Source organism: Caulobacter sp. FWC2 (assembly GCF_002742625.1).
In the GTDB taxonomy this organism is placed as follows: Bacteria; Pseudomonadota; Alphaproteobacteria; order Caulobacterales; family Caulobacteraceae; genus Caulobacter.
Genome location: NZ_PEBF01000001.1, coordinates 3,909,716 through 3,927,243, shown reverse-complemented (window position 1 = coordinate 3,927,243; position 17,528 = coordinate 3,909,716). Strand labels below are relative to the sequence as shown.

Annotated in this window: 10 protein-coding genes; 6 read left to right on the top strand and 4 right to left on the bottom strand. The window is 66.6% G+C overall.

Annotated elements, in window-relative coordinates; translation table 11 throughout:
- Positions 1–43: 43 nt before the first annotated feature.
- From CSW62_RS18715 to CSW62_RS18700, 4 genes are all read left to right on the top strand, one after another.
- Positions 44–3,148: a TonB-dependent receptor gene (locus tag CSW62_RS18715; RefSeq protein WP_099580396.1), complete on the top strand. Its 3,105-nt coding sequence runs from the start codon at positions 44–46 to the stop codon at positions 3,146–3,148.
- 93 nt (positions 3,149–3,241) lie between these two features.
- Positions 3,242–3,973 (top strand): SapC family protein, encoded by a 732-nt coding sequence (locus CSW62_RS18710; protein ID WP_099582363.1) that lies wholly within the window; start codon positions 3,242–3,244, stop codon positions 3,971–3,973.
- A gap of 1 nt (position 3,974) precedes the next feature.
- On the top strand, positions 3,975–5,009 hold the full coding sequence (locus CSW62_RS18705; RefSeq protein ID WP_099580394.1) for a cupin-like domain-containing protein: 1,035 nt from the start codon (positions 3,975–3,977) through the stop codon (positions 5,007–5,009).
- Positions 5,010–5,030: 21 nt separating this feature from the next.
- Positions 5,031–6,530: a tryptophan halogenase family protein gene (locus CSW62_RS18700; RefSeq protein ID WP_099580392.1), complete on the top strand. Its 1,500-nt coding sequence runs from the start codon at positions 5,031–5,033 to the stop codon at positions 6,528–6,530.
- Here CSW62_RS18700 and CSW62_RS18695 read toward each other — a convergent pair.
- From CSW62_RS18695 to CSW62_RS18680, 4 genes are all read right to left on the bottom strand, one after another.
- Positions 6,527–7,831, bottom strand: a complete 1,305-nt coding sequence (locus CSW62_RS18695; RefSeq protein ID WP_099580390.1) for a glycosyltransferase family 4 protein — start codon at positions 7,829–7,831, stop codon at positions 6,527–6,529. The genes CSW62_RS18700 and CSW62_RS18695 overlap by 4 nt on opposite strands.
- A gap of 11 nt (positions 7,832–7,842) precedes the next feature.
- Positions 7,843–9,180 (bottom strand): FkbM family methyltransferase, encoded by a 1,338-nt coding sequence (locus CSW62_RS18690; protein ID WP_099580388.1) that lies wholly within the window; start codon positions 9,178–9,180, stop codon positions 7,843–7,845.
- Between the two features lie 85 nt (positions 9,181–9,265).
- A complete protein-coding gene (locus CSW62_RS18685) occupies positions 9,266–10,855 on the bottom strand; it encodes a hypothetical protein (RefSeq protein ID WP_099580385.1) in 1,590 nt (529 codons plus the stop codon).
- Between the two features lie 67 nt (positions 10,856–10,922).
- Positions 10,923–11,222 (bottom strand): helix-turn-helix domain-containing protein, encoded by a 300-nt coding sequence (locus CSW62_RS18680; RefSeq protein ID WP_099580383.1) that lies wholly within the window; start codon positions 11,220–11,222, stop codon positions 10,923–10,925.
- 260 nt (positions 11,223–11,482) lie between these two features.
- Between CSW62_RS18680 and CSW62_RS18675 the strand changes: the two genes are divergently transcribed.
- Both CSW62_RS18675 and CSW62_RS18670 read left to right on the top strand, forming a co-directional pair.
- A complete protein-coding gene (locus tag CSW62_RS18675; RefSeq protein ID WP_099580381.1) occupies positions 11,483–15,520 on the top strand; it encodes a hypothetical protein in 4,038 nt (1,345 codons plus the stop codon).
- Positions 15,521–15,769: 249 nt separating this feature from the next.
- Positions 15,770–17,500: a type I secretion system permease/ATPase gene (locus CSW62_RS18670; RefSeq protein WP_099582362.1), complete on the top strand. Its 1,731-nt coding sequence runs from the start codon at positions 15,770–15,772 to the stop codon at positions 17,498–17,500.
- Positions 17,501–17,528: the final 28 nt, after the last annotated feature.

The window sequence follows — 17,528 nt, the reverse complement described above, 5'->3', positions numbered from 1 at the left end:
ACAAAAACACTGCCCCACAGGGGCTAATTAGGGGGAACGGCCTATGAAGCGGCATCGTCGCTTGCAAGCGTCTGCCTCGTGCGTCGCCATCACGGCGGCCATGTTCGCCAGCTCAGCGCTGGCTCAGCAGACCCAAGAAAACACCGCCGTCGACGAAGTCGTCGTCACCGGCATTCGCGCTTCTCTCGAACGGTCGATCGCGATCAAGCGCAACAACAGCGGCGTCGTCGACGCCATCTCCGCCGAGGACATGGGCAAGTTCCCGGACACCAACCTCGCGGAATCCCTGCAGCGGATCACCGGCGTGTCCATCGACCGCACCAACGGCGAAGGCTCGCAAGTCACCGTCCGCGGCTTTGGTCCCAGCTTCAACCTCGTCACCCTCAACGGCCGCTCGATGCCGACCGCAAAGGTCGCCACGGTCGGTGGCGACCAGTCTGCCGACTTCGCGTCGGGCACCAGCCGCTCATTCGACTTCTCGAACCTGGCTTCGGAAGGTGTGACAACGCTGGAGGTCTACAAGACCGGCCGCGCGGCCATTCCGACGGGCGGCATCGGCGCCACGATCAACGTCAAGACCCGTCGTCCGCTGGACGGCAAGCCGGGTCTGACGGGCAGCATCGGCGTCAAGGGCGTCTACGACACCAGCATGGACAAGAAGGTCGACGACTTCGGCCACAAGTTCACGCCGGAAGTCTCGGGCCTGCTGAACTGGGCCGATGACAGCGAGAAGTTCGGCGTCTCGGCGTTCGGCAGCTATCAGAAGCGCGACTTCACCAGCCGTAGCACCACCTCGAACGACTGGAACATCCGGACCTATTCGGATTTCATCAATCCCGCCAACGGTTTCGTCCGCAATGGCGGCGCGACCCAGATCACCAACGCGCCGGCCAGCGGCTCGACCCTGGTCGCGATCCCGAACGACAGCCGTTACCACTTCTCGCAAGGCGAGCGTGAGCGCATCAACGGCCAGATGTCGGTCCAGTACCGTCCCGTCGAGAACCTGACCCTCACCGTGGACGGGCTGTACGCCCAGAACAAGCAGTTCGAACGCCGCAACGACAGCACCAACTGGTTCAATCGTCCGTTCGACAAGGTGACGTTCGACAAGAACCCCGTCGTCGCCACCGCCGTCCTGCTGTCCGAAGCGCTTTCGGGCACCAAGGACATGGGCTTCGAGCAACAGTACCGCGCCACCAAGGACACGCTGAAGTCGGTCGGCTTCAATGGCGACTGGAAGGTCAATGACCGCTTCAGTCTGGCCCTGGACGCCCACGTCTCCAAGGCCGACAGCCGTCCGGACGCCCCGAACGGCACCAGCATGACCTCGGTCTCGATCGGCGCGCCGGTCGTCTCCGCCCACAGCGTCGACTACAGCGGCACGGTGCCGGTGCAGACCATCAGCATCAATGACGCGGCGCCGCGCGGCAATGGCAACGGCGTGCTGGACGCCGGCGACCTGGGCAGCCAGGTGGCCCGCACCTCGGCCCAACGCCAGCAGCAGAAGGTCAAGGAAGTCCGACTCGACGGTCGCTGGGACCTGGACGACAACGGCAGCCGCTTCGACTTCGGGGCTGACTACCGCACCTCGACCATGATCCAGACCAGCCTGAACACGCAGCAGGACCTGGGCAGCTGGGGCATCTCCTCGCCGCGCGACGTCCAGCAGTACGCGGGCAGCCTGGTGAAGCAGTTCTGCCTGGCGTGCCAGTTCAACTCGTTTGACCTGAAGCAGTCGGGCGCCGGCCTCGTGTCCTTCCGAGCCAACGCGATCGACCTCTACAACGCCTTGTCCAAGCCCTACGCGGCGCTGGGCAACGCTGTCGGTGTCACCGGCCAGGACAACAACCGCGTCAAGGAAAACATCGCGTCGGTTTATGGCCAGGTGACCTGGAAGGCCGAACTGGCCGGTCTCCCGGCCGAGTTGGTCACCGGCGTTCGCTACGAGCGGACGGATGTCACCTCGACGTCGCTGGTGCGCACGCCCAGCGCCATCGTGTGGACCGCCGACAACGACTTCACGGTCCAGACCTCGACCACCTACCAGCCGATCTCCGGCAAGGGCAAGTACAACAACCTGCTGCCCTCGTTGGACTTCCGCGTCGACCTGCGGGACAATCTGACGAGCCGGTTCTCGTTCAGCCGCACCGTCGCGCGTCCGGAATACGGCAACCTGTTCGCCTCGCAGTCGGCTGGCGCGCCGAACCGTCCGGTCGCCAACGGGGCCATCCCGCTCGGCTCCTCGGGCAACCCGGACCTGGAGCCGCTGATCTCGGACAACTTCGATGTGTCGGTGGAGTGGTACTACAAGCCCAGCAGCTACATCTCGGTCGGCTTCTTCGAGAAGCGGGTGAACAACTTCGTCGGCACGGGCACCAAGAACGGCAACCTGTTCGGCCTGCGTGACCCGAGTTCGGGCGCGGCGGGCACCCGTTCGGGCGACGCCAAGACCGCTCTGACCGCGATCGGCGCCAACCAGACCGACGTGAACCTGTTCACCATGACGGCCCTGATCCAGCGGACCGGCTCGGTGGCGGCGGCGACGACGCAGTTCCAGGCCAACCGCATCTCCGGCGGCGACCTGAACCAGTCCTTCGTCGATCAGATCCTGGCGGCCACCGACATCACGGCCAACAGCAGCGACCCGCTGTTCAACTTCCAGATCTCGCAGCCGATCAACAACAAGACCGGCAAGATCCACGGCTTCGAAATCGCGGGCCAGCACTTCTTCGGCGACACCGGCTTCGGCGTCTCCGCGGCCTATACGCTGGTGCGCGGCGACGTCGGCTTCGACAACGGCGTGGACCCGTCGCAAGACCAGTTCGCGCTGCTGGGTCTGTCGGACACGGCCAACGCGACGCTGATCTACGACAAGAACGGAATCTCGGCCCGCCTGATCTACAACTGGCGTGACAAGTTCCTGCAAGCCACCAACCGCGGGGGTTCGCGCAACCCGGTTAACGTCGCGCCCTTCGGCCAGGTGGACTTCAGCGTCAACTACGACGTCACGCCGAAGCTGGCGATCTCGCTGGAAGGCCTCAACCTGACCAAGGAGCACCTGCGCACCTATGCTCGTGACGAGAACGAGCTGTGGTTCGGTCAGGAAATCGACCGCCGCTTCCTGCTCGGCGCTCGTTACCGCTTCTAGACCGGAAGTCCTGGAAGTGGATGAAGGGGTCGCCGCTTGCGGCGGCCCCTTTCTTCCTTTGAAGTAGCCTCCCGCGAGCATCAGTTGGCCGACATGAACCGAGTGCTTCTCAACAACGTCGATCACGCCGACCTGCGCGTGATCGCCGGCCACGGCGTCGCCTATGGCGATGCGATCAACCAGACGCTGCTCCTGCCGACCGAGTTCGAGGCGGCGCAGCGCGAATATCCGATCCTGATCCGCAAGGACGCCGCCGGGGCCTACCAGGCCGTGGCGCTGCTGGGCCTGGATCGCGACGAGAACCTGTTCCTCGACGAGACCGGCTGGAACGCCCGCTACATCCCCGCCGTCCAGCGGCGGGGCCCGTTCTCGATCGCCCTGCAGCACGATGCGCGCGGCGAAGAGCCGCGAGCGATGATCCATGTCGACCTCGACCATCCGCGCGTCAGCCGCGACGCGGGCGAGCCTCTGTTCCTGCCGGCCGGCGGCTCTGCGCCTTACCTGCAGAGCGTCAATCGGACCCTGGCTCTCATCCACGAAGGCCTGGAAGTCACCGGCCCGATGTTCGCCGCTTTCGACGACCTGGGGCTGATCGAGCCGATCGACATCGAGATCAAGCTGGACGACCAGACCAGCTACGACGTGCCGGACGTTTACACCGTGGCCCCGGATCGCTTGGCGGCCGTGACCGGCGCGGACCTCGAGCGGCTGCATCAGTCGGGCCTGCTGCGCGCGGCTTGGGCCCTGATCGCCTCCATGGGCAATATCGAGGACCTGATCGCCCGCAAGACCCGCAAGCGCGCCGCTTCCTCGGGATTGGCCTGACGTGCCCGCCCTGACGGCCCGCCGGACGCTGGAGACCACGGTCGCGACGCCGGCCGATATTCCGTTCGACGCCGTGTTGGCCGGCCAGACGCCGATGGTGTTCAAGGGCTTGGCGCGGGATTGGCCGTTAGTGCAGGCAGGCCTCGAATCCAGCCAAGCGGCCCGCGACTATATCCGGGCTCACGACCAGGGCGGCCGGGTGGTCGGCTATAGCGGTGATCCGTCGATCAACGGTCGGTTCTCCTACGACGAGACCCTGACGGCCATGAACTTCAAGGCCGAGCGCGCGGCGCTGGAGACCTTTCTGCGCCGCCTGGAAGAGGTCGAGGGCCGCAACGACGCCCCGTCGGTCTATGTCGGCTCGGCCGATCTCGACGCCTATTTCCCAAGCCTGAAGGCCGCCAACGACCTGGGCCTGGGGTCCGAGGTGTTCGGCCCGCAGCCGCCGATGGCCGGGATCTGGATCGGCAACCGCACGACGGCCGCCGCCCACTACGACATGTCCAACAATATCGCCGTCTGCGCCGTGGGCCGTCGGCGCTTCACCCTGTTCCCGCCGAACCAGGTGGCCAATCTCTATCCCGGCCCGCTGGAGCCGACGCCCGGCGGCCAGGTGGTCAGCCTGGTGGATTTCGAGGCCCCCGACTTCGAGCGGCATCCGGGCTTCCTCGATGCCATCGCCAACGCCCAGGTGGCCGAGCTCGAGCCCGGCGACGTTCTCGTCTATCCGGCGCTGTGGTGGCACCAGGTCGAGGCTCTGGAGCCGTTCAACGTGCTGGTGAATTACTGGTGGAACGCCTCGCCCGGCTTTGTCGACACGCCGATGACAACGCTGCTGCACGGCCTGCTCAGCCTGCGCGATCGGCCAGACTTCGAGAAGCAGGGCTGGAAGGCCCTGTTCGACTACTACCTGTTCGGCCCCGCCGAGCGCGCCGGGGCGCATCTGCCCGAGGTCGCGCGGGGGCCGCTGGGACCGATGGACGAGATAAAAGCCAGGCGGTTGAGAGCATACCTGCTCGACCGTCTGAATAGATAAGAAGAAAAGGGGAGGGGCGTCATGACCCAGCAGATGATCCGCAAGGTGGTGATCGCGGGCGGCGGCACGGCCGGCTGGATGGCGGCCGCGGCCCTGGCCCGGCAGCTCGGTCCGCTGCTCGACATCACCCTGGTCGAGTCCGAGGACATCGGCACGGTCGGCGTGGGCGAGTCGACGATTCCGACGGCCCGCACCTTCAACGCCCTGCTTGGCATCGACGAGGCCGAGTTCATGCGCGCCACCCAGGCGACCTTCAAGCTGGGCATCTCGTTCGAGAATTGGGGCGAGATTGGCGACCGCTACATCCACTCGTTCGGCCAGGTCGGCAAATCCACCTGGATGGGCGGCTTCCATCACTTCTGGATGCAGGCCCGCGAGCAGGGCTTCGGCGGCGATCTGGGCGACTACTGCCTGGAGCTCAAGGCCGCCGAGCAGAACCGATTCTACACTGGTGACGAGAGCCCGCTGAACTACGCCTACCACCTGGACGCCGGCCTATATGGGCGCTTCCTGCGCGGCATGGCCGAGGCCGATGGCGTGCGCCGGGTCGAGGGCAAGATCGCCTCCGTCCGTCAGCATGCGGAGAGCGGCTTCGTCGAGGCCCTGGTGATGGAGGGCGGCGAGGTGGTCGAGGGCGACCTCTTCATCGACTGCACCGGCTTCCGTGGCCTGCTGATAGAGCAGACCCTGAAGGCCGGTTTCGAGGATTGGGACCATTGGCTGCCGACCAACAGCGCCCTGGCCGTGCAGACCCGCTCGACCGAGCCCGCCGTCCCCTACACCCGCGCGATCGCCCACGAGGCGGGCTGGCGCTGGAAGATCCCGCTGCAGCACCGGGTCGGCAACGGCCTGGTCTACTGCAGCGACTTCATGTCCGATGACGAGGCGCGCGCCAAATTGATGGGCGAGATCGAGGGCGAGACCCTGATCGAGCCGCGCCTGATCCGGTATCGCACCGGGCGTCGGCGCAAGACCTGGGACAAGAACGTCGTGGCCCTGGGCCTGGCCAGCGGCTTCGTCGAGCCGCTGGAATCGACCTCGATCCACCTGATCATGATCGGGGTGACGCGGCTGATGCAGCTGTTCCCCTTCGCCGGGATCAGCCAGGCGGCGGTCGATCGCTACAACCGTCAGGCCGACGACGAACTTGAGAAGATCCGCGACTTCATCATCTTGCACTACAAGGCGACCGAGCGGACCGACAGCCCGTTCTGGGATCGCGTGCGCGCGATGGACATCCCTGACAGCCTGGCCCAGCGCATCGAACTCTTCCGCCAGAGCGCTCAGGTCTATCAGGCGCCGGGAGAGCTGTTCCAGGTCGACTCGTGGCTACAGGTTCTGTTGGGCCAGCGGATCCAGCCGCAGGCCCACCACCACATGGGTCGGCTGATGCCGCCTCAGCAGTTGAAGTCCGCTCTGGAGGACCTCAAGCGCAACATCGATGGGATGGTCGCCCGGCTGCCGCAGCATCAGGCCTTCCTCGACCACTACTGCGCGCCGCCGGTGAGCAAGAGCGCCTAAATCGGGAGCGGCGCGAATAGTCTCTGTAGTGTCGCCCCGATTCGCGTGGCGGCGGGGTCGGTGTCGGCCAGGCCCATGGCGGTCAGCTCGCCGCCGATGCGGCGGCCGACGGCCAGCAGACGGCGGCCGGTCAGCTGGGCCTGGGCCAGGTCCTCAATGGCCTCGGCGTAGCGGGCGGCGTTGAGGTTGGCCAGCGCCCAGGCGCGGGCGGCCTTGCCGGTCTCGCGGCGCAGGGCCTCATTGGCGACCAGGCGCTCGAGCACGTCGCGCAGCTCCTCGACCACGATCCCGCCGTCGATCTTGAAGACCAGGTCGTCGGGCAGCTCGCCATAGAAGCCGGCGCGGGCCACCACGGTCGGGCGGCCGCTGAGCATGCCCTCGCAGGCCGAGCCCGAGGCGCCTTCCAGCACCGGCTTGCGCAAGGCAGCCATGATGTCGGCCTCGTCGAGTCGGCGGTCCAGCGTGTCGTCGTCGACCGCGCCGTCGATGACCAGGTTGTTGAACCCGACCTCGGCGGCGGCGGCTTCCAGCTTGGCGCGTTCCTCGTCCGAGATCGGACCCACCAGGCGATAGATGCAGGCCTTCAGCGCTTCGGAGCCGCCGATGGCGCGGATCACGTCGTCGACACGCTTGTTGGGGTTCATCACCCCAACCGTGGTGATCGTCAGCTGGCTCTTGGCCTTCGGCGGCCCCGGCGGGGTGGCGCGATCGGGGCAGCACAGCGGCGTCACGGCGACCGGGCCTTGCACGACGGCCTCCAGCTTGGGGGCGTAGAACCGGGCGTGAGCCAGGGCGGCCTCGCAGCGGCCTGCCAGCCATTCGGTCATCGGCAGGTGCTGGGCGATCTCGCCCATGTCCAGCATCTGGCCCGAGCGGACGGCCACGGCGTGGGGCAGGGCCGCCTGGCCATAGGTCGCGACGATCTCGGCGTCGTGCCGACGGTAGTCCAGGCCGTTGTAGTGCAGCCAGCCCGAGAACAGGTTGTAGATATAGAAGTCGTGGAAGATCCCCAGGCATGGCGCGGCGTCCAGGATCGCGAACACGCCGGCGTGGAAGGGATAGTTGTCGCCGATATTGACCACCACCACGTCGAACTCGGTCCGCAGGCGCGAGAGGTCATAGGACCGCCAGTGATGCACGCGCAGTCCCGTCGGGTGCAGCGGTTCGGCCGGGTCGTCCTTGTCCTCGCAGCGCAGGATCTCGACCTGGTGGCCGCGCAGGGCGAGATGATTGGCGACCTCGGCGCTGACCCGGCCGATCGACGAGCGCAGGACGAAGGGCGTCACCCAGCAGATCTTCATGGCAGAGATCCCTAGCGCCGCAGCAGACGCTTTTCGGCGTCGCCGCCGGCGCGCACAAAGGCGATGTTGGCGGACACCACCTTGGCCGCCGCCTTGGCGCTGGTCGGCCCGGCCGCGCCGGTCGTCTCATCGATGATGTAGGCCTTGAAGCCCGCATCGGCGAAGGCCTTGAACCATTGGGCCGGGGTTTGGCCGACGCGCTTGAGATGCTCGGGACCGAACTCGGCGACGATGGCCAGGTCCTTGTTCTTGGCGATCAGCCCCGACATGCCGGCCAGCACGTCCAGCTCGGCGCCCTCGACGTCGATCTTGACCACGTCCATGCGCTGGGCTGGCGCGACAGAGTCCAGGCGCACGACCTCGACCTGGATCTCGCGCGAGCCCTCGGTCTCGGGCAGGGCGTAGAGCGAGCTGTGGCCGATGATGTCGCTGACGTGGAAGGTCAGCTGGCCAGGCTCCGCGCCCACGGCCTGGTCGCGGACCTCGACCCAGGACAGGCCGTTGAGGTGGCGCATCTTCTCGAGGTTGGCGCGCGGGATGGCTTCCGGCTCGAAGGCGATGACCTTGCCGCCCGGACCAGCGGCCCACGCCATCACCAAGGTGAGCAGGCCGATATTGGCGCCGACATCGGCGACGACCATGCCCGGCTGGACCAGGCGACGCAGCACGTCGCCCGTGCCGGGCTCCAGGCCGCGGCTGGTGGCGTTGGCCAGCATGGTCACGAAGGTGGGCAGGGCGGTTGGCGCAAGAATGTAGCCGTCGCGCATGCGGATGGCGGTCGACTCGGCGTCATAGTGGATCAGCGGCCGCGCCTTGATCTCCAGCTCGTCGAAGCGGGGGCCGAATAGGCCGGGCAGGCGGGCCAGGTCGTCGATCGCGCGCTCGCTTAGCACTTCCAGCTTGTGCGCCTGGCTTTCGATCCTGACGCCGTGGTCGGCGGCGAGGGCGCTGAGCTCGCGAGCGCCAATCGTCTCGGCCTCGATCCGCGTGAGATGCGTGGCGATGGCTTGCGTGGCGAGGGCGGCGGCCTGTTGCTGCTGGAGGACCAGGTGCAGCAGGCTCTGGGTGTGGTCCAACTGGCCCTGGGTCGCGTCCAACGCGCCAGCCAGAAGTTTGATCTGGCCCTGGGTCTCGCGCAGCTCATGTTCTACGCTGGCCTGCAGATAGCGACGCGCATAGCCAGCGACTGGCGCGAGCACCGGAGCCAGCAGACGACGCGCGAAAGCGAAGCGGCGGCGGGGCGGCGGGCCAGCCGGCGGCGGAGCCTCAGGCTGGGCGTGGGGCGTCTCGACGGCGGCGGGAGCGCGCATCGCGCTGCTGATCGCCAGGTCCAGGCGTACGGGCCTCAAGGTCGTCCTTCCCGAACGCGGCCCGCGAGAGGCCGTCGTTCCTCTGATCTCGCAACATCCGGAGCGGACGCTCCAGGCGTCTCGTCTAGACCAGAATCCCGACGTGCTGGAAGGACGAACTATCACCCACGAGGCTGAGCGAGCCGCCGTCCGCGAAGTCGAACGTCATGCTCTCCAGATGGACGATGGAGCCGACGTCGTGAAGCACCCGAACGTCGAACATCACGATGCCCGCGCCACTGGACATGATCTCCACGCCGCTGGTGTGGGCCAGGAAGTAGTCGATGAAGCTTTTCACCAGGCTAACCGACGCGAAGACCGGCGCGGGCTGACTGGGCGTGGGCTGACTGGGCGCTGGTTCACTGAGCGCCGGCGCGGTGGGGGTCGGCTTTGTGTCGGGCAGGACGTCGGGCTGCGACGGGGCCGGCTGACCCGTAATCGGCGTCGTCGCACCGGTGTCGGCCGTAGGCGTCGTCGGTTCGACGATATGCGGCGTCGTCGTCGGAGCGTCCTTCGTCGGAGCCTCGACCGCCGGTGTGATCTGCGTGGGCAAGACGATGTGGTGATCGCCCTTGGCGATGAGATCAGCCAGGATCGTGGGGAGCTTGCTCACCTCGACCACGGAAATCTTCTGCGCCGCAGCCTCACCCACGATGCCGCGGATCAGCTGGACGGCTTCCAGGGCGGGCAGGCCGTTGACGTTCTGGCCCAGGCGCACGTCCAGCGCCCAGTTGCCATCCTTGTCCGTGATCGGCAGGAGCGTCGGGCTGCTGTGTTCGTCGTTGCCGGCGGCTGTCAGCAGGGCCTTTGCGGTGGCCGACGTGTCGCTCGCCTGGGGCAGGGTCGAAAGGATAGCGACCAGCGTCAGCACAGACGACACGGCCTGGACCGGCGTATTGTCCACCAACGACGTGGCGTGGCTGGCGGGCGCCAGGGCGAGGCCGTCGGAGGCGACGGCGACGGCGTGAGCCGCAGGGCCGCCCGGGCCGAAGTCCAGAGATGCGGCGGCGGCGGCGACCGCGGCGTGAGCCGAAGGGTCAAGACCCGTTGTGTCGACGCTGTAGTCCGAGGCCAGCAACGCGGCGGCCAGGATCAGGACGGCCTGATTGGCCGGCAGCGAAACGCGGTCGTAGGTCGCCAGCGGGGCGTTCTGCGCCGAGGTCACGCCGGCCAGGCTGGCGGCCGAGCTGGAGGACAGCAGGACGGGGCGGCTCTGTTGCGACGGGCCATTGGCGGCGCCGCTTTCACTCGCGCGCGCTTCGCCAGACTTGAAGAACGCCGTGCCGACCACGGCCACCAGAAGGGCGGCCGGGTGGACCGAGATGTTGCTGCCGCTTTCCGAGCGACGGATCAGCGGATGGCGCGCCACCATGTTACGGACCAGCTGCGTGAAGTCGAAGCCGCGCGCGATCTCTTCATAGGCGGGGCCGGCGATGATGTACTCGCCGTCGATGCGGGCGAAGTGAATCACCACATCGCCGTCGTCAGAGCGATAGAAGCAGAACCACGGCTCGTTCTCGTCGCTCATGCCGCGATCGGTGCCGACGCGGATGCCGGCGCGGATCAGAGCGCTCTCGACACGGTAGAACTCGGCCAGCTCCTGCTGGCTCCAGTCCGCCGGTTTCGGCGCGTAGCGCGGCGAGCGCTGGAAGAACGAAAGGACCTGTGCGGCCATGCGGTGGACGTTTCCTCACGTCTAGAGCGAGAACCGGCTCCCCCGCCGGCCAGGCACACTAACCGAACTATGCTTCGCTGAACAGGATTTCGTAGGTGATCGGATCGTAGAAGCGCAGCAGCTCGCGGACGAAGATCTTCTCCGGAACTTCCAGCGCCAGCGCCCAGTCCCTGTAGCGGTCGGGCGGAATGCGGCCGCGCCCCGTCTCCAGCTGGGAGATGAAGGTGTAATAGTCCGCGCCGACCTTGGCGGCGAGCTGGCGCTGCGAGAGGCCGGCGGCCTCGCGCTGTTCCTTCAGCCAGCGACCACCCTCGCGACGGAGGTCCTGGACGTCCGTGGCGCTGCGGCGTTGCGGGTTACCATACATTATAATGCCTCGCGGGTCACCGGACGGCGGCGCGAACGCGCACTCGCTTATCCGACGAATAAAACCGCTCTCTCTATATCGCTTTCGGAGGGGGGGTTCAAGGAACGCGACATAGGAATTTGCTGTACCGGTTAGAAAAATGCTGTACACCCTGATTTCAGCTATTGTCGACGTATGACGTTTGCTCTATAGCCTTCGCTGCTCTCATGCGCGCCAATCGGTCGCACGGGGGTGTGGGATTTTTTTGGGAGACGAGCCACATGGCTTATACGACGCAGCAGTTGGTGGATCTTTACACCAACGCCAACCTGGGCAAGGGGCCGGATGCGGCTCTGACGCTCACCCTCGACGCCTACGCCACGCAGACGCAAGTCGGCGGCCTGAGCGATGACGCCGCCGCCGCCAGCACCCTGAAGTGGGTCAATGGCACGACCGCCGTTGCGGTCGAAACCTACCAGTTCTTCACGGGCAAGGCCCCGTCGGCCGCTGGTCTGGCCTACCTGGTCAACTCGGCCACCAACACGACCGACCTGAACGACGCCTACTACAGCAAGTTCTCGGCCGAAAACCGCTTCATCAACTTCTCGATCAACCTCGCCGTTTTCGGCGACGGCGCCGCGAACTTCGCCGCTCAGTACGGCAACACCGCGACCTCGACCGTGACCTACGCTCAAGTCGTCGCGTCGGCCTATGACAAGATCATCGGCAACGCCACGGCCACCGCCGCCGGCGTCGACGTGGCCGCTTCGGTCGCTTTCTTCAGCCGTCAAGCCAACATCGACTATCTGACCTCGTTCGTGAAGGCCAACGGCATCACCGGCGCGACCCAGATCGATCTGGCCGTCAAGGCCGCCCTGATCGGCGAAATCCTGAACGCCGCCACGGTTTCGGGCCTCGGCGCCTACGCCACCGCGACGACCGCCCTGATCAAGGATCTGTCGGACGGCGCGCTGACCAACACGGATTCGGCCAGCATCTTCGTTTCGTACCCCGCCGGCCCGACCGTCGGTGAAGTGAAGAACCTGACCACCGCCATCGACACCATTAAGGGCACCTCGGCCGCTGACACCTACACGGGCGTGTGGGATCAGAGCAACGGCGGCGTCAATTCGACGCTGAACGCGCTGGACATCATCGGCGGCGGCGCTGGTCAAGACACGCTGAACATCAACGCTGTCACCAGCCTGAGCAGCGGCAACCTGAGCAGCCTGACGATCACCGGCATCGAGACGATCAACATTCGCGGCGCCGGCGGCGTTGAAGGCGATTTCTCGGGTTATGACGGCCTCACCGCCCTGAACGTCACGCAATCGCAAGGCGTGGATGTGGCGGCGGCGGCGACGACGGCCATCTCGATCGCCAACTCGACCGGCGATGTCTACACCGCCGGCGGTTCGACCGTTAACGTCACGGACTCGACCAGCGGCAACAACATCTATGTTGGTTACTACGGCGCGGCCAAGGGCGCCGTCTCGGTGACCGACGCCAACCTGGGTAACCGTAGCATCTATGTCGCGACGGCTGGCGACGTGTCGGTCACGGCGACCAAGACCGACAGCAGCTACATCGGCGTTGGCGATAACAACGGCTCGTCCGTCTACACCTCGGGCGCGGTTGTGGTGAACACCACGGGCGTCGCCTATGCCGGCGGCGGCTTCAGCGCTGGCGAAGTCGATGTTTACGGTGGCAGCACCGTCACCATCAGCCAGGCGGCGACGTCTTCGACGGCGTTCGCGGCCGACTACGGCTCGAACACCGGCAACACGATCTATGCCGGCTATGCCTATACCTATGGCAGTGCGAAGCAGACCTCGGTGACCGTCAATCAATCGGCCGCTGTTGAAGCTGTCGACGCCGTGGCCGCTCAGGGCACGCAAGAAGTCCAGACCGTGACCTTCTCGGACGTCACCGCCGGTACGACGGTTTCGGTCAACGGCCTGAACTTCAAGGCCGCCGTCGACCTGACCGCGGCTCAAGTGGCTTCGGCCTTCGCCAACCTGGCGCGCAGCGCCACGGTCGGTTCGGCCTCGGCCTCGCTGGGCTCGTACTCGGGCGCGTTCACCACCCTGTCGGGTACGACGGGTGCGGCGACCGCCGACGGCAAGGTGACCTATACGGGTTCGGTCAGCTACACGGCTGGTGACCAGGCTCTGCTGACCACCACCAACGCTTCGGCCAGCACCGTCACCGACGGCGTGACCTATGTTGACGCGGTGGCCGGTGTTGCTGGCATTCAAGCCGGCTACATCAACATCAACGGCAACATCACGGGCGCCGACGTTCTGTCGACCGTCTCCGTGAAGGGCGGCGAAAGCATCTACGTCTACTCCGACGCCCTGACCTCGCTGAAGCTGGCCAGCACCAATGGCACGGTCCAGGTTCAGAACGCGACGAGCACCGCGCTCGCCCTGGGTCTGGACACGGTCGGCGCCACGCTGATCGACGGCACGACCAAGGACGCCGCCACGCTCGTTCTGGGCAGCACCTACACGACCCTGAACGTCACCAACGCCGGGACCAACCTGGTCGACGTGATCGCCAACGGCGTGAAGACCCTGACCATTGGCGGCGCCGGTTCGGTGAACACGATCACCAACAGCACCTCGGCTTCGGCTCTGAACGCGCTGGAAACGATCACCGTCACCGGCACGGCTGGCCTGACCTACAACGCCACTGGCGCTGGTTCGACCGGTCTGAAGTCGATTGACACGACCGGCACCACCGGTTCGGTCACGTCCACGATCAGCGCGGTCGCCACCAGCTACGCTGGCGGCGCCGGCAAGGACAGCGTCACGCTCTCCAACACGACGGTCACCAAGGACATCACCCTGGGCGCCGGCGACGACACCCTGACCCTGGCCACCGGCACCACCTCGGTGACGGGCGCCCTGGCCGGCGGTGACGGCACCGACACCCTGTCGATGGCTGCTGCTGACGCTCAGACCCTCTCGGCCAACGCGGCCTTCGCGGGTCACATCAGCGGCTTCGAGAAGATCAAGCTGGGCGCCGTCACCGGCGGCACCTCGGCCACGGTCGATCTCGCCAACCTCGGCAACGCCGCCTATGTGATCAGCTCGAACGCGGCGGCTCCGGGCGCTGCGAGCGCGCTGATCGTCAACACGACCCAAGGCGTCGCGGCGACCACGACTGAATCGTCGGACATCACGTTCGGTGGTCTGGTCGCTGGCCAAAGCTACACCGTCGCGGGCCGTACGGTCACCGCTTCGGGCACGGCCACGGCCGCTGATGTCGCCACGGCGTTCAGCTCGGGCACCTCGGCTGGCAACCTGACCGTTTCGGGTACGCTGACGGGTTGGACCGCGGCTGCTGGCGCTTCGGCCCACACCGTGTTCACCAGCACCACCGCTACGACCAACGTTACCGACATCACGACGTCGACCAACACGTCCAACGGTTCGCTGACGATCAACCACCTGGCCAACAACGGCACCCTGGAACTGGGTTCGGCTGGCGCTGGCGTGACGGTCAACATGACCGACGCGACCGGTACGGCTGACACCCTGAACCTGGCCCTGAAGGTCAGCACGTCGAGCCTGAACTTCGGTTCGGTCACGGCCAGCGGCGTCGAGTCGATCAACATCGCGGCCACCGACTCGGTGACCTCGACGATCAACACGGCCACCGTCGCTCTCGCCGACACGGCGCTGAAGTCGGTCGTCATCACCGGCAACGCCGCTGTGACGCTGACCTCGGACAGCGTGGCTCTGACGTCGATCGACGGCAGCGCGATGACCGGCAAGCTGACTGCCGCTTCGAGCGTCACCGGCGGTGCGACCCTGACGGGTGGCGCTGGCGCTGACGTCCTGACCGGCAACGGTGCGAACGACAAGCTGATCGGTGGCGCTGGTGGTGACACGCTGGTCGTGCACGGCAACCTGCAGACCCTCACGGGTGGCACGGGCGCCGACACGTTCGACGTGGGCTACTCCACGACCAACGCCAACAGCTACGCCACGATCACTGACCTGGCCGCCGGCGACTTCCTGAAGTTCGCTGACACCGGCTCGGTTGAGACGTTCACGGCAGCCAAGCTGAGCCTCGGCGACACGGCGGTCTTCCAAGACTTCGCCAACCTCGCCATCGCCAGCACGGATACCGGCGCCATCACCTGGTTCCAGTATGCCGGCAACACCTACGTTGTCGAAAACATCTCGAACGACACTTCGTCGTTCGTCAACGCTTCGGACGTGATCGTGAAGATCACCGGCCTGGTCGACCTCAGCACCGCTTCGCTGAACACCGCGACCGGCACGGGCGTCGTTCTCGGCATCCACTAAACCTCTTCGGAGGCGGGTCCGGCCTCGGCCGGACCCGGACTATTGGCCCCCGCGCGGTTCGCCGCGCGGGGGTTTTTATTTGTGTCGCCATCGCGCCGCGCGGCGGCGCTTGCGCGGTTCCGGGCGGCATGCTTTACGCCCAGCAAGAGAGCTGCTTAGTTTTGGCCACAATTTCGTGGTCGAGACGCCACCTCAGTTGTTACTGTACTTGGCCCGCCGTCCGGCGCGGCGTCCTGAAGGCTCGAAATGATCTTCAACCGCTCTGGCGCGAAGCCGACCGTCCTCGATCGCGCGATCTACGCCATCCGTCCCGCGGTGCTGACCGCGATGGTGTTCAGCTTCTTCATCAACGTACTGGCGCTGGTCAGCCCGCTGTACATGCTGCAGGTCTATGACCGCGTGCTGTCCAGCCGGAACGTCGCCACCCTGGTGGTGCTGACGCTGCTCTGCATCTTCCTGTTCGCGGTCTATGGCCTGCTGGAAGCGTTGCGGACCCAGGTGCTGGTGCGCGGCGGCCTGAAGTTCGACGGCATCGCCCGCGACCCGATCTTCCGCTCGGTGCTGGACTCGACGCTGAACCGCCGTGGCGCGGGCGCCCAGGCGTTCCGCGACATGGACCAGGTGCGTGAGTTCATGACCGGCGGCCTGATCGCCTTCTGCGACGCGCCCTGGACCCCGGTGTTCATCATCGTGTCGTGGGTCCTGCACCCCTATTTCGGCATCCTGGCCGTCATCAGCTGCATCATCATCTTCGGCCTGGCCGTGATGAACGACCGCGCCACCAAGAACCCGATCCAGATGGCCACCATGGCCTCGATCGCGGCCCAGAACGACGCCAGCTCCACCCTGCGCAACGCTGAGGTCATGAAGGCCATGGGCATGTGGGGCGGCCTGCAGGCGCGCTGGCGCGTGCGCCGCGACGAGCAGGTGGCTTGGCAGGCTTCGGCCAGCGACGCCGGCGGCGCGGTGATGTCGGGGATCAAGGTCTTCCGCCAGGTTGTGCAGACCCTGATCCTGGGCGGCGGCGCCTATCTGGCCATCCAGGGCAAGATTTCCGCCGGTTCGATGATCGCCGGCTCGATCCTGGTCGGTCGCGCCCTGGCCCCGATCGAAGGGGCCGTGGGTCAGTGGAAGGGCCTGCTGGGCGCGCGCAGCTCGTGGGATCGCCTGCAGTCGATGCTGCGCGAGGAGCGCGACACCAGCGATCACATGCCGCTGCCCGATCCGCGCGGCGTGCTGTCGGCCGAAGCGGCCTCGATCGTGCCTCCGGGCGCGCAGGCGCCGACCTTGCGCCAGGCCAGCTTCCGCATCGACGCCGGCACCTCGGTCGGCATCGTGGGGCCCAGCGGCGCGGGCAAGTCCTCGCTGCTGCGCGGCGTCGTCGGCGTCTGGCCGTGCACGGCGGGCGTCATCCGCCTGGACGGCTATGACATCAAGCAGTGGGATCCGGAAAAGCTCGGCCGCCACATCGGCTACCTGCCGCAGGACATCGAGCTGTTCTCGGGCACCATCGCTCAGAACATCGCCCGCTTCACCGAGTTCCAGCCGCAGGAAGTCATCGAGGCGGCGACGCTGGCTGGGGTCCATGAACTGGTCCAGAGCATGCCCAACGGTTACGACACGCCGATCGGCGAGGGCGGGGCGTCCCTGTCGGGCGGTCAGCGCCAGCGCGTGGCCCTGGCGCGCGCGCTCTTCCGGATGCCGGCGCTGGTGGTCCTCGACGAGCCGAACGCCAGCCTCGACCAACTGGGCGAAATGGCGCTGGCTGAGGCGATGAACCGCCTCAAGGCGGCCAAGCGCACGGTCATCTTCGCGACGCACAAGGTGAACCTGCTGTCCCAGGCTGACTACATCATGGTGGTCAACCAAGGTGTTATCGCCGACTTCGGCGAACGTAACGCGATGTTGGCCAAGCTGTCGGGCGCCGCCCCGCCCCCGCCGCAGTCGCCCGCGCCGGCGCCGATCCAGAGCGCCCACTAACAGTCGTCAGCCCTTTTCCCAGCGGCGC

Excerpts from the sequence above, each read along its gene's own strand:
- CSW62_RS18685 (WP_099580385.1), bottom strand. The coding sequence starts at position 10,855 with ATGGCCGCACAGGTCCTTTCGTTCTTCCAGCGCTCGCCGCGCTACGCG.
- CSW62_RS18680 (WP_099580383.1), bottom strand. The coding sequence starts at position 11,222 with ATGTATGGTAACCCGCAACGCCGCAGCGCCACGGACGTCCAGGACCTC.
- CSW62_RS18675 (WP_099580381.1), top strand. The coding sequence starts at position 11,483 with ATGGCTTATACGACGCAGCAGTTGGTGGATCTTTACACCAACGCCAAC.
- CSW62_RS18700 (WP_099580392.1), top strand. The coding sequence starts at position 5,031 with ATGACCCAGCAGATGATCCGCAAGGTGGTGATCGCGGGCGGCGGCACG.
- CSW62_RS18695 (WP_099580390.1), bottom strand. The coding sequence starts at position 7,831 with ATGAAGATCTGCTGGGTGACGCCCTTCGTCCTGCGCTCGTCGATCGGC.
- CSW62_RS18715 (WP_099580396.1), top strand. The coding sequence starts at position 44 with ATGAAGCGGCATCGTCGCTTGCAAGCGTCTGCCTCGTGCGTCGCCATC.
- CSW62_RS18710 (WP_099582363.1), top strand. The coding sequence starts at position 3,242 with ATGAACCGAGTGCTTCTCAACAACGTCGATCACGCCGACCTGCGCGTG.